The following is a 12,894-nucleotide window of genomic DNA, read 5'->3' as shown; positions in this document are numbered from 1 at the left end:
TCATTGGACGGTTCGCTCGGCAGCATCAGTCACCGGTCTGTCAAAAAGCACAGTGGGGCGCATGCTGGCGCTGTTCGGTGTTCAACAGCATCGCTCGAAAAGCTTCAAGCTCTCGACCGATCCTCTATTTGTCGACAAGGTGAAGGATACCGTCGGCCTTGATCTCAATCCGCCAGATCACGCAGTTGTTCTTTGTGTCGATGAGAAAACGCAGATCCAGACATTGGAGCGTACGCAGCCTGTGCTACCGCTTGGCCTTGGCCATCTTGAAGGCGTCACGCACGATTATGTTACGCCCCTGTTTGCCGCCCTCGATATCGCGAATGGCCAGGTTCTCACCCGGTGCCGCTCTCGTCACCGGCACCAGGAATTTCTCGGTTTTCTCAAGCACATCGAGGCGAACGTTCCGTCTGATCTCGACGTTCATCTGGTGGTTGACAACTATGCCGCCCACAAACATCCCAAAGTCCGAGCCTGGCTAGCTGCGGGACCACGCTTTCATGTCCATTATACGCCGACCTTTGCATCCTGGCTTAACCAGATCGAATGCTGGTTCGCGCTCCTTACCGAACGTCAGATACGCCGAGCTTCTTGCGTCAGTGCCTTCGTCCAGACCTACAACGCCAGAGCAAAGCCATTTGTCTGGACCGCTACAAGCGAAGCCATCCTCGAAAAGGTTGAACGTTTATGTAAAGCTGTTTGCAGAACAGGACACTAGGCAACGCGATTGATTTGATCATTGCCCCAGACATAAGCAGCATGTCCTTGAGGAAATAGTCCTTCGTAAGCCTGATGGGAAACATCCAGTCCGCCGGTATATGCTCCGAGAGCTGGCAGAATAAGTCGATCTTCTCCCTTTATAAAGCACGCACGGCTCATGACGTGTCCTCTGATCCGTATTTTGATCTTGGGATGCAGGTGACCTGCCAGTTCGGCCTGTCCCGAAGGAATTGTCACAGATGGGATATGCCTTAAAATCAGATTGCCCAACCGATAATCTTCAAGCCACTCGCCTCCGATCCCAGGAATCGGGATCGCATCGTGATTACCTGTGATCCATAAAGTATCTGCTTTTCGGGTTATAATCTCAATGAGTGCTCGTTCCTCATCAAGAAGACGCTCACCAACCTGACAATCATGAAAGCTGTCTCCAAGCGCGACTAGAACCTGCGGGGAATAAGCCTCTACAAGTTGTAAGACCTTTTGAAGCGTTGAAATCGTATCTCCTGGCGGAAGCAGTAATCCGCGCGAACGGGCATACGTTCCTTTTCCGAGATGGAGGTCCGCCACTACGAGCGTCTGCGTTGCGGGTAGGAAAACAGCACCTCCGGGCAGAAGGTATATCTGTTCACCTGCCAGAGAAATGTCCCGAAAGTTCAAAGTGTTCCTGCCAGTTCATAGAGCTTGTCAGCCTCAGCCAGAAGATAGTCTTCTCCTTCTCCGCCCCGGATCTTTTCGCGTCCCTGCTCAAGAAGCACGGGGACTGCGAGCGGCGAGACATGGGAGAGACTGACATGCTCGATATGCCCGTGAAGACGATCCAGCATCTGTGACAGGCGCCTTAGGTCCGTAAGACCCTCCTCTGCCTGAATTCGGGTTGCACGCAGGAGAATATGGTCAGGGTCGTATTTTCGAAGTACGTCATAAAGGAGGTCGCTGCTGACTGTCATTTGACGTCGATTTTTCTCGCGCCCCGGATAATTGCGTTCTATCAGCCCGGCGATAATTGCAACGTCCCGGAAGGTGCGGCGGAGCATGGCGCTCTCTGCCAGCCAGTCCGTCAGATTGCCTCCAAGCAGATCTCGGGTGAACAGGTCCGTCATAGAGCCCGTTGGGTGAACGCACCAGCACGCGACCATATAATCGTTGGCCACAAAGCCCAAAGGACCTTTGCCGTTCTCCTCCAGCTTTTTCGTTAAGAGAAGACCCAGTGTCTGATGCGCATTTCGCCCCTCGAAAGGATACGCCACAACGTAATGCCACCCTCGGTGAGGAAAGGTCTCGATCAGAAAGTTTTCCGGTCCGGGCAGACGTGAGCGTTTGGCTTGAAGGGCGAGCCAGTCCTGCACCGATTTTGGAAGCACGCCCCAGGACGCTGGAGTATGCAGCATCTCACGAACATGTCTGGCCAGACCGGGGGAAATGGAAAGCTGATTGCCCCCATAAACGGGCACTCGCGGGTCCTTCCCTCGGCCACGGGCTGCCTGAACGGTCGTATCGTGCAGTCCCAGAAACTCCAGCAGCTCCCCGCCCAGCAGGAAGGTATCGCCCGGAACGAGCGTTGAAGCGAAATACTCGTCGATCTCTCCATAGGCTTTTCCCCGTCGGGATTTGACGCGTAACATCGGAGTATCGACGATGGTGCCGATATTCATTCGAAACTGCCGGATGACCTGCTCATTTCTAACCCACAGTTGCCCCAGTGAGTCTCTGAAAAGACGCTGATGACGTTCATAGGCCTGCAAGGCATAGCCGCCGTCTTCTACAAATCGAACAACCTCATCGAAATCTGTACGTGAGATCTGGCTATAGGGCGCAGTCTGACGAATTTCTTCATACAGAACGTCTGGGAAAAACGGTCCTGCACAGGCTGTGACCAGCACATGCTGGGCGAGAACATCGAGGGCCCCGGCGCGCGGCGGATCACCGTCGAGTTCATGCTGTAGAACAGCCTCTCTGGCTGCTTCACATTCTAACACTTCAAACCGGTTGGCCGGAGCAAGAAGCGCACGCGATGGCTCGTCCATCCGGTGATTGGCCCGGCCGATCCGCTGTGTCAGGCGGGAGATCTGCTTTGGTGCCCCCACCTGAATGATCTGATCCACTGCGCCCCAATCCAGCCCGAGATCCAGCGAAGAGGTGGCCACGACTGCCCGCAGAGCGCCTTGAGCCATAGCGTCTTCTACTTTTGCCCGACGCATTACGTCCAGACTGCCATGATGAAGCCCGATGGGCAGATTGTCCGCATTGTCTTTCCACAGAGCCTGGAACAGCAGTTCTGCCTGCGCCCGGCTGTTGACGAACACGATGGTCAGGCGTGCACGGGCAATTTCCGTCAGGATGGCAGTAGCGCTTCCGAGCCCGGTACGGCCGGCCCAGGGAAGATATCCCCGCTCGTCAGGCAAAAGCACATGAACGTCCGGCCGCACCCCGTCTTCCGCTTTGACAAGACGGACGCCAGAGGCTTTGCCCGTCGGGGAAACCCAGGCCGCCATGGCGGAAGGGTGCGCTACGGTTGCGGATAAGCCATTAATCCGGAGCGAGGGCGAAAACATCTTCAGACGGCTGGCGCAGAGAGCGAACTGGTCGCCCCTTTTCGTGCCAGCAAGCGCATGGACCTCGTCGATGATCAGAACTCTAAGCGTGAAAAAATATGCTGCAGCGTCCGGGTATGACAGTAGTAACGCCAGACTTTCCGGCGTTGTCAGGAGGATATGCGGCGGGTTCTTCTGTTGCCGCTTCCGGCGTGCTCCGGACGTATCTCCACTGCGCACTTCGACCCGAACTGGAAGATCCATGTCCACGATGGGGCGAGACAGACTTTCTGCAATATTGGTCGAAAGAGCCTTCAGAGGACTGACATAGAGGGTGTGCAATCCCGCATATGAACCCTCTGCCAATTCGATGAGGCTGGGCAAAAAGCCTGACAATGTCTTCCCGCCGCCCGTCGGCGCGATGAGAAGCGCAGACACCCCATCCTTTGCGGCCTGAAGCATAGCGAGCTGATGAGACCGGGGAGACCAGCCCTGTTGGGAAAACCATGCCTGAAAAGGTTCGGGAAGATGTTTGCTCATTAGTTCAAGGAACGCACACGCGTTTCGCGGGTTCTTTCCCCGTTCTTGCACGACTGGCGGAGAAGACTGGGTGGACTGGCTTGAGTTGAAACCGGAAGGGCTCTTCTGTGTACCTGGCGCATTCTATATCGACCCCCTCCAGCCAGTGGCCCACGCCGTTATTACCCATGGTCACTCCGATCATGCCCGACCTGGCCACGAGCACGTTACGGGGACGCCCGAAACTCTGGCGATCATGCGCCTGAGAATGGGTGAAGGCCGCGCCGGTCAAGCTCAGCAGGCACTTGCTTATGGAGAAGTCATTTCCATCGGGGACGTGCAGCTCTGGCTGGCGCCTGCCGGGCACGTTCTGGGAAGCGCACAGGTTGTCATGGAGTATCGTGGGCAACGCGCCGTCGTCAGTGGCGATTACAAACGTGCCCCAGATCCCACATGCGTTCCGTTTGAGGTTGTGCCCTGTGATCTTTTCGTAACTGAAGCCACGTTTGGGCTGCCAGTCTTTCGCTTACCCGATCCAGCTCATGAGATTGCTAAACTGCTGCATGACGTACGCCTGTTTCCAGAGCGCACGCATGTTGTTGGCTGTTACGCCCTTGGTAAATGCCAGCGTCTGATCGCTCTGCTTCGGGAGGGTGGCTACCATGACCCTCTCTGGCTCCATGGCGCTCTTCTGCCAATGTGCAACCTCTACGAAAGTTTTGGTATCTCATTAGGGGACCTGCGTTCTGCAACGGCTGCAAAGAAAGGTGAGATGCGCGGGGGCATTGTCCTCGCGCCTCCATCGGCCATTGCAGACCGTTGGGCACGTCGGCTTCCAGACCCTGTTGTCTGTCTGGCATCAGGCTGGATGCATGTTCGCCAGAGAGCGAAAGCGCGTGGGGTCGAACTCCCTGTCGTGATCAGCGACCATGCCGACTGGGATGCTCTGCTGGAGACATGTCAGGCAACCGGGGCAAAGGAAATCTGGGTCACGCATGGGCGCGAGGATGCCCTGATTTATGCGTTGGGCAAGATGCAGATCCGCGGCAGCGCGCTTCGGCTCGTGGGCTACGAGGAAGAAGATGAACAGGCGGAACAGGCAGTGTCGGCATGATCGAATTTGCGACGCTGCTGGAACGCCTGACCTTCACCCCTTCACGAAATATGAAGCTTGCACTTCTCAAAGAGTATTTTTCGATGGCGCCCGATCCTGACCGGGGATACGCGCTGGCTGCGATGGCAGGAAGCCTGTCCTTCGCGGCGGCTAAACCTGCCATGCTCCGGGCTTTGGCCATGGAGCGCATCGATCCAGAACTCTTTACCTGGTCCTATGATTACGTCGGAGATCTTGCGGAAACAGTCGCACTGATCTGGCGGCCGGAAAACGGTGATCATCATAACACGTCAGGGGCACCCAGTCTGGCAGAAGTTGTTCACACGCTGGAGCGTCTTCCAAAGGCAGATGTCCCGGATGTTGTAAGGGGATGGCTGGACGTATGCGATGCCTCCTCCCGGTACGCCCTCCTCAAGCTCATTACTGGCTCGCTGCGCGTTGGCGCGTCAGCCCGGCTGGCGAAAACGGCTCTTGCAGAGTTAGCGTCTGTGCCTCCGGATGACATTGAGGAAGTGTGGCACGGGCTTGAAGCGCCTTACGGAGCCCTCTTCGCATGGGTAGAAGGAAAAGGGCCGAAACCCGATGCAAAGGACGCTCCGGTTTTCCGGCCGCCTATGCTGGCCCAGCCCTTGGAAAACGTTGACCTGACAGCATTTGATCCGGCCGAATGGCGCGCTGAATGGAAATGGGACGGTATCCGGGTTCAGCTTGTTTCCACGCCTCAAGGAGAGCGTGTCTACACCCGTACGGCAGAAGATATTGGAAAGGCCTTCCCGGACGTGCTGGCCACGATGCAGGATCTGGGCAGCAGGGTGGTCCTGGATGGTGAACTTCTAGTCGTTCAGGAGGGTGTTGTCGCCTCGTTTGCCGATCTTCAGCAGCGGCTGAACCGTAAATCGCCGACGGCCTCCATGCTCCGGGACATGCCAGCAGGTATCCGGCTGTATGATATCCTGTTTGAAGATGGAGAAGACCTGCGCTCCCTGCCCTTCGACATCAGAAGGCAGCGGCTGGAAAGCTGGTTCGCGCGGCTGAAGCCACCAAGAATGGCCCTGTCAGAGCTCATTGCGTTCCAGAACTTCGACGACCTGGCCAAGCTTCGCGAGAATGCACGGAGTGAGGGCATTGAAGGATTGATGCTGAAAAAGGCTGACAGTCCATATGTTCCGGGTCGTCCACGGGGCCCATGGTGGAAATGGAAACGTGAGCCACTCACGGTCGATGCCGTTGTCATGTATGCACAACGCGGGCATGGCAAACGCAGCAGCTTCTATTCCGACTATACGTTCGGCTTATGGCGCATCGTGGACGGAGAACGTGAACTTGTTCCGATTGGCAAAGCTTATTCAGGCTTTACGGACGAAGAACTGAAATTTCTGGACAAGTGGATCCGCGATCACACGACCAAGCGGTTTGGCCCGGTTCGGGAGGTGGCGCATGGTCTCGTTCTCGAGATTGCTTTCGATGCCGCTCAGTATTCCAAACGTCATAAGAGCGGCGTAGCGCTTCGTTTCCCGCGTGTTGCACGTATTCGCCGAGATAAGCCAGCTGAGGAAGCCGATAACCTGGAAAACTTCATCCAGACTTTCCTGTAGAGATCAGCATCAGGTTTTTTAAAAATTTTGAATTATTTGATAAACCGATTTCTATACCGATAAGACATCGGTTTTTTGCTACTCTTTTTCTCTTCTGAACCCGTGATATTCCACTATTTTATCAAGATGCCAAAAACTATCCTTCGCAGCAACGGAACCTATAGCGGAACTCGGATGTTTAACGCTCAGGTTATTAAACCCGGTGCGCATTTGGGTGCATTGTTTTTAGGGAAAGCAGTCGAAAGACTGCCGCAAGAGGGATGAAGAAACGCAGTGAGGCAGACAGGCTGATCACGAAGATCGTGGTAGTTGTCACGATGGGGGCACTGGCCTTTGGGTATGACACGGGTGTCATTGCCGGAGCCCTGCCATTCATGCAGCTTCCGATCGCGAAGGGCGGCCTGGGTCTTACGCCCCTGACGGAAGGATTAGTGACGTCCGCGCTAGTCTTGGGAGCGGCTTTTGGCTCGCTGATCTGTGGCATGCTGGCGGATCGGTTCGGACGACGAGACAGTCTGATGGCTCTCTCAGCGGTATTCGTCGTTGGGGCCATCGGTACAGCGCAGGCGCCCTCTGTTGCGGTAATGATTGCCATGCGGGCTGTCCTCGGTTTCGCAGTCGGAGGAGCCTCTGCGCTCGTCCCCATGTTCATTTCGGAAATGGCACCTTCAGGGCGTCGGGGGCGACTTGTCAGCCAGAATGAGATGATGATTGTGACGGGACAGCTCGTCGCCTACACGCTGAATGCAGGGCTGGCGCATTTTTCTGACTCTCCGTCGATCTGGCGCACCATGCTGATGATTGCCGCGGTGCCTGCCGTGCTTCTGGGCGTGGGATTGTTTTTTGTGCCGCGTTCTCCTCGCTGGCTGGCAAGTCAGGGGCGCGCAGATGAGGCACGGCGTGTGCTGGAGCTCATCCGCTCCACCAATCGTCAGGTTCAGCACGAGATGCGGGCGATCTATACGGCCGTTGACGATGACGCCGAACAGATTGGCTGGCGCCAGGCATTCCGGGAAGTCTGGATCCGGCGCCTGCTGATGCTAGGCGTCGGCCTCGGGTTTGCGGCTCAGTTCACGGGGGTGAACGCGTTCATGTACTTCACACCGATCATCCTGCGTCAGACGGGGCTTGGAACCGAAGCGGCTCTGGTCGCAACAATCGGGGATGGTCTTGTCGCAGTCGGAGCGACATTTGCCGGAATCTGGATGATCGGACGGTTTCCGAGACGGGTCACGCTGCTAGGCGGTCTGTGTGGCGTGGTGCTGGCTCATCTGGGGCTTGGAGCGACCTTACTGTTCCTTAAAGGATCGGCGATTGAAAGCTATGCGGCGCTCGGCTTTATTCTTCTGGCCCTGCTGTTCATTCAGATGATGGTCTCTCCGTTATATTGGCTGCTCATGTCCGAACTTTTCCCTATGCGGGCTCGGGGTGTCCTGACGGGCCTCTCGGTCTCATGTCAGTGGATCTTTAACGCTACAGTTGCCTTTCTCTTTCCTATTATCCTACACGCGATCGGACCCGGCACGTTTTTCGTCTTCGCCACGATCAACGTATTATCCTTCTGCTTCGTGGCGCGTTTCCTTCCCGAAACAAAAGGTCTGTCACTAGAGAAGCTTGAAGCACATCTTCAGGATCATCTTTCTACAGCAGCGGTGGATCAGGAGAAATCGAGCGATCCCGCAGTTTTTGCCGAGTAGTACTGGAGAATAGAGCGATATCTAAATTGCGCGAACATTTTCCAAACGGTTAGCACGGACCAGGTGGGCTTATTCACCTGCCCCGCACAACCCTCCTCAGTGTGTGGCGTTAGCGAGATACTGGGAGGTTTGGCATTATCCCAGGCTCTACTGGGAGACGGCTAAACGATGAGCAGGCGCATCTTGAACATAGTTCTCGGAGGCGCAGTCGCCTCTTCTGGTGCTGTACTGGTTCTGAGCCGGATCAGAGCAGGTTCTTATGGACCGGGGATCAATTGCACGGCGCACTGGTTACATGGCGAGCAAGCGGCGAAGGTTGAACATCTGGATATTCGCCATTCTCTGGTGGGAATAACGACCAACGCAGCGGCTGTTTTTTTCTGGAGCTGGCTCTACCACAAAGCATTAGGCACAAAACCAACTGCCATGCGTGCGGTGATCATCACTGCTCTCCTCGGCCCTGTGTCCTGTCTGGTAGATTACAAGGCCACACCAAAGCGCTTCACCCCAGGATGGGAACTTGTTTTTTCACGGTCTGATATGGCGACAATCTACTTCTCAATGGTCGTCGGCATGGCCTTAGGTGCAACTCGGCAATCGCCCTCGACCAAAAATACGAAAAGCCCCCACGCATGACGCCAAGGATTTACACTGGCAAAGAGGCTGAAGCTGCTCGCATACCGCTGGAAGGTGCTCTTTTGGGGTGGTCAGCCATCCTGATGCTTGGGATTTTTCTGATAGCGATACGTATCGCCCCAAAATCCGTTCAGGCACCCCTTCTAAGAATAGCGCAGATCTGGGTGGCGGGTCTGTTCTGCTTTTTCGCGGGCGTCCATCGCGGCGCCAGCTTCTATGCGCCAGAAGGCCCTCGCCTTTCTGACCCGCTGATTTTCCTCAGTATGCATTTTGGAGGGCTCGGCCTTGCGCTTCTCCCTGCCCGTAGAGCGTGGCGGATTGCTCCTGCGGGAATGCTGTTGACGCTCGCCGGAGATACATTTTTAGCTTGTGAGGATCGGCTCCCGCGGTTTTTCCTACGCCTCAGACCCCTTCAGCTTCTGGTTGCCACAGCCCTGATCACGCTTCTCGGTTCCAAGGCACAAACCGTATTCAGGACCGAAGCATGACGATGCTGATCCCCGTTCTGGGAGACCAGCTCTCGCCGTCTCTTGCCCGCCTGCAAAATGTAGATCGCAGCAAAGCGGTCGTCCTGCTCATGGAGGCCTGGGACGAAGCGACTGACGTCCGGCACCATAAGAAAAAGATCGCTTTCATCTTCTCCGCTATGCGTCACTTCGCAGAGGAGTTGCGTTCGGATGGCTGGTCCGTTGACTACGTCGCACTCGACGATCCGAAGAACACACAGAGCTTTACTGGCGAGGTCGCGCGTGCTGCGCGTAAATATGGAGCCACAACGATCCGTACAGTTGCAGGTGCCGAATACCGTGTTTCTCAGGCCCAAAAGACTTGGTCTGACAAAATCGGCATTCCTTGAGATCTTCTCGAAGATGATCGGTTTGCCCATTGCTTGAAGACTTCAAGCAATGGGCAAAAAGCCGCAAAACCCTGCGAATGGAATGCTTCTACCGTGATATGCGGCAGAAGACGGGCCTGCTGATGAACCCTGATGACACGCCGGTGGGCGGTCAATGGAACTTCGACCATGATAATCGCGAAAAGCCCCCGACAGGTCTAAACTATCCCTCTCCGGAACGATTTGAACCGGACGCCGTGAAGAAATGAAGATCGTTAATCAACGATGCCGGAACTGCGTTCAGGGTCGATGAAACGCCTCAAAATCTATAGTCTGAAAACAGGCGTCGAGTTGATCGCCAGGCGACCTACGTATGACGAAGACACCGTTCACAAACTAGAATTTTCAATCATCCACAAATCATTTTAACTATTTTGTATAGTTAAAATATTTAATAACTATGAATTTGACATAACAAAAGAATCACTACAGTGTTTATTTGATATTTAATAACAACGAAACGGTATAGTTTTATGTCTGTAGTGTTGGCCAGTTCCTGTCCTCTGATGATGCCGGGATCCCCCCTGCTCTCACTCCCTTTGTTCGGACCGCACGCCACAGGTAGACACCATGACCTACATATCCGCTCCTCTTCCTAATCTCTCCCTTCTCTGGGGACAGGATGCGCGTGAAAACACTCCGCTTCACGAGCGTTTTTCTGCCGTTTTCGAGAAAATTCGGAAGCAGGCCCTTCACGCAGAACTGAACCGCGAACTTCCTTTCGAGCAGATACGCCTTCTCAAGGAAAGCGGTTTCACGGCGCTCCGCGTTCCCGTAGCGCATGGTGGCCTTGGTGCCAGTCTTGAGGATCTGTTTTCTCTTATCACTGTGCTGGCCAAGGCGGATTCAAACGTTGCACAGGCGCTCCGAGCCCATTTCGGTTTCGTTGAGCATCTTCTGTTCGAACCTGATGGCCCTTATCGTACGAAGTGGCTCGACCGGCTTGGAGCCGGACAGACCGCAGGGGCCGCAGCGGCTGAAGGCCCGGCGTCCAAGCGTGATCTCTTCAGCACGACCCTGTCCCAGAGAGAGGGTCAGTGGGTCATTAACGGTTCCAAGTTCTTCACGACCGGTTCGCTCTATGCCGACTGGCTGACTGTTACCGGCACCACGGAAGATGGCCAGACCGTCAAAACACTGGCTGCCCGCAATGATCCCGGCCTGGAAATTGTGGATGACTGGGACGGTGTCGGGCAACGCCTGACCGCCAGCGGCACGGCACATTTCCGCAACGTCCATACCGAAGACGCCGATCTGCGTTACGGCAACACGGCCTTCCCGTACTCCCAGGCATTCTTCCAGCTCTATCATTTGGCCACTGTTGCCGGGATTGCGCGCTCTGCTGCAACGGACGTCGCGGATGCCGTGCGCCGTCGCAAACGCACCTTCAGCCACGGTAATGCAGACCTCCCCGCGGAAGATCCGCAGATCCTCGAAGTTGTCGGCCATGTCTTCAGTGGCGCTTATATCGCCGGTGCAGCTGTCGAGCGCGCCTCCCGAGCAATTCAGGCCGTTGCAGATAGTCCTGCTTCCGAAGTCGAACTTACGGTTGCGCGTGCTGAACTCGAAGTCTGGCAGGTACAGGATCGGATTTTGCCGCTGGTGCTGGAAGCCACGACGGCTTTGTTCGACGCGCTAAGCGGTGGTGCAACCTTGCGCGTCGTCGGATTGGATCGCCATTGGCGCAACGTTCGCACGCTGGGTAATCACAACCCCCGCGTCTATCGTACGCGCGTCGTTGGGGACTACGCTGTCAATGGAACCCTGCCCCCCGCTCAGTGGCGCGTGGGGGTGGCGTAATGGGACAGCACATCATCCTCAACGGCTTTACGATGGCCACGGTCTCGCACCTGAATTACGGCCTGTGGCGGCATCCCGCTGACCAGACACATCGTTACAAGGACATCAGCTACTGGACTGAGCTTGCACGTACACTCGATGACGCTGGGTTCGATGCCCTGTTTATCGCGGATGCCCTCGGCCAGATTGATGTTTACGGTGGCAGTCCAGACGCTGCCCTGAAGCACGGTATCCAGTCCCCACTGATCGATCCGCTTCTGCTGGTGTCCGCCATGGCCGCCGCGACGACGACGCTTGGTTTTGGCATCACGCTGTCCACGACGTATGAGCACCCCTATCTACTCGCCCGCAAGCTGACGACGCTCGACCATCTGACAAAGGGCCGTCTGGGCTGGAACATTGTGACGTCGCAGCAGGAAAGTGCGGCCCGCAATCTTGGGCTCGACCATCAGATACCTCATGACGAACGCTACGACCGTGCGGACGAGTTCATGAGCGTCGTCTACAAGCTGTGGCTGAAATCCTGGGAAGACGATGCTGTCATCCGAGGTCAAACGGCTTCGGGTGAGTGGATTTACACCGATCCGGCAAAAGTTCACCCTATACGACATGAAGGCCAGTACTACCGCGTTCCAGACGGCCATACGGCCGAGCCCAGCGCGCAACGGGTTCCCGTTCTGCTTCAGGCAGGCGCTTCAGCCCGGGGTGGCGCATTCGCGGCGCGACATGCGGAAGTTATTTTCGTCGTTGGTGCCGGGGCAGAAGGGACACGAAAGAATGTCCGGCGTATTCGTGAGGACGCTGCTCGCGAAGGTCGCGATCCAGACAGCCTGCGCTTCATTTGCGCCGCAGCAGTCGTAGTCGGGGAGACTGAAGAAGACGCTATTCGCAAATTTGCGGAATACAAAGCCTTCTACGATGCCACCGGATCGCTCATTCATTACTCCTCAATGACGGGTGTGGACTTCTCGAAGAACCAGACAGACGAGGTCCTGACCTATCGTCCAACGGAAGCCAGCCAGTCTGTGCTTGAACAGTTTGACCCCGCCATCAGCGGTCGTTCATGGACTATTGCAGAAGCCACAAGCCCGGCAGAAGGCTTTGGCCGTGCCAAAACTTTCGTCGGTACAGGTGAAACCGTCGCGGATCAGATTGAGCAATGGCTCGAGGAATCCGAGACCGACGGCCTCAATCTGATCCAACTCGTTAATCCGGACAGCTACAACGACTTCATCCGCCTCGTTCTGCCGGAACTGAAGCGTCGTGGCCGTATTAAACCCAAGGATGGCAAGACCCTGCGAGAAAGGCTTTTCCCGCAGAATACGTCCGCACATCCAGCGCCCGACCATCCGGCCTGGCGCTGTTGACCCTCCCAAGACCTGAA

General features: G+C 55.9%; 12 protein-coding genes. 10 read left to right on the top strand and 2 right to left on the bottom strand.

Annotated features, from left to right (window positions below; genetic code table 11):
• The coding region (locus KP705_RS12235) for an IS630 family transposase (RefSeq protein WP_215764514.1) at positions 1-718 on the top strand (718 nt) is incomplete at its 5' end.
• Here KP705_RS12235 and pdeM read toward each other — a convergent pair.
• Positions 715-1,380, bottom strand: a complete 666-nt coding sequence (gene pdeM, locus KP705_RS12230; RefSeq protein WP_215764513.1) for a ligase-associated DNA damage response endonuclease PdeM — start codon at positions 1,378-1,380, stop codon at positions 715-717. The two genes, KP705_RS12235 and pdeM, sit on opposite strands and share 4 nt — an antisense overlap.
• Positions 1,377-3,794: a ligase-associated DNA damage response DEXH box helicase gene (locus tag KP705_RS12225; RefSeq protein WP_215764512.1), complete on the bottom strand. Its 2,418-nt coding sequence runs from the start codon at positions 3,792-3,794 to the stop codon at positions 1,377-1,379. Before KP705_RS12225 ends, pdeM begins: the two co-directional genes overlap by 4 nt.
• Before the next feature lie 70 nt (positions 3,795-3,864).
• Between KP705_RS12225 and KP705_RS12220 the strand changes: the two genes are divergently transcribed.
• The 9 genes from KP705_RS12220 to KP705_RS12185 all read left to right on the top strand — a co-directional run bounded on the left by KP705_RS12220 (position 3,865) and on the right by KP705_RS12185 (position 12,877).
• Positions 3,865-4,887, top strand: coding sequence for a ligase-associated DNA damage response exonuclease (locus tag KP705_RS12220; protein WP_046901606.1), 1,023 nt, complete (start codon positions 3,865-3,867; stop codon positions 4,885-4,887).
• A complete protein-coding gene (locus KP705_RS12215; RefSeq protein WP_215764511.1) occupies positions 4,884-6,482 on the top strand; it encodes a cisplatin damage response ATP-dependent DNA ligase in 1,599 nt (532 codons plus the stop codon). The genes KP705_RS12220 and KP705_RS12215 overlap by 4 nt, the downstream gene beginning before the upstream one ends.
• 260 nt (positions 6,483-6,742) lie before the next feature.
• On the top strand, positions 6,743-8,179 hold the full coding sequence (locus KP705_RS12210; protein ID WP_215764510.1) for a sugar porter family MFS transporter: 1,437 nt from the start codon (positions 6,743-6,745) through the stop codon (positions 8,177-8,179).
• A 168-nt stretch (positions 8,180-8,347) separates the two neighbouring features.
• On the top strand, positions 8,348-8,815 hold the full coding sequence (locus KP705_RS12205) for a hypothetical protein (protein WP_252348357.1): 468 nt from the start codon (positions 8,348-8,350) through the stop codon (positions 8,813-8,815).
• Positions 8,812-9,303 carry a hypothetical protein gene (locus KP705_RS12200; protein WP_064275370.1) on the top strand — a complete coding sequence of 164 codons (492 nt, stop codon included), beginning with the start codon at positions 8,812-8,814 and terminating at the stop codon, positions 9,301-9,303. Before KP705_RS12205 ends, KP705_RS12200 begins: the two co-directional genes overlap by 4 nt.
• Positions 9,300-9,671, top strand: a complete 372-nt coding sequence (locus tag KP705_RS20120) for a cryptochrome/photolyase family protein (protein WP_252348356.1) — start codon at positions 9,300-9,302, stop codon at positions 9,669-9,671. Before KP705_RS12200 ends, KP705_RS20120 begins: the two co-directional genes overlap by 4 nt.
• Positions 9,672-9,700: 29 nt before the next feature.
• Entirely contained in the window at positions 9,701-9,919 is a 219-nt protein-coding gene (locus KP705_RS20115) for a cryptochrome/photolyase family protein (RefSeq protein ID WP_252348355.1), read from the top strand.
• Between the two features lie 361 nt (positions 9,920-10,280).
• Positions 10,281-11,510 (top strand): acyl-CoA dehydrogenase family protein, encoded by a 1,230-nt coding sequence (locus KP705_RS12190; protein ID WP_046901610.1) that lies wholly within the window; start codon positions 10,281-10,283, stop codon positions 11,508-11,510.
• Positions 11,510-12,877 carry an LLM class flavin-dependent oxidoreductase gene (locus KP705_RS12185; RefSeq protein WP_046901611.1) on the top strand — a complete coding sequence of 456 codons (1,368 nt, stop codon included), beginning with the start codon at positions 11,510-11,512 and terminating at the stop codon, positions 12,875-12,877. Before KP705_RS12190 ends, KP705_RS12185 begins: the two co-directional genes overlap by 1 nt.
• Positions 12,878-12,894 lie beyond the last annotated feature (17 nt).

This window comes from Gluconobacter sp. P1D12_c (genome assembly GCF_018812105.1).
Classification (GTDB): Bacteria; Pseudomonadota; Alphaproteobacteria; order Acetobacterales; family Acetobacteraceae; genus Gluconobacter; species Gluconobacter oxydans_A.
This window is presented reverse-complemented; position numbering and strand designations above follow the sequence as displayed.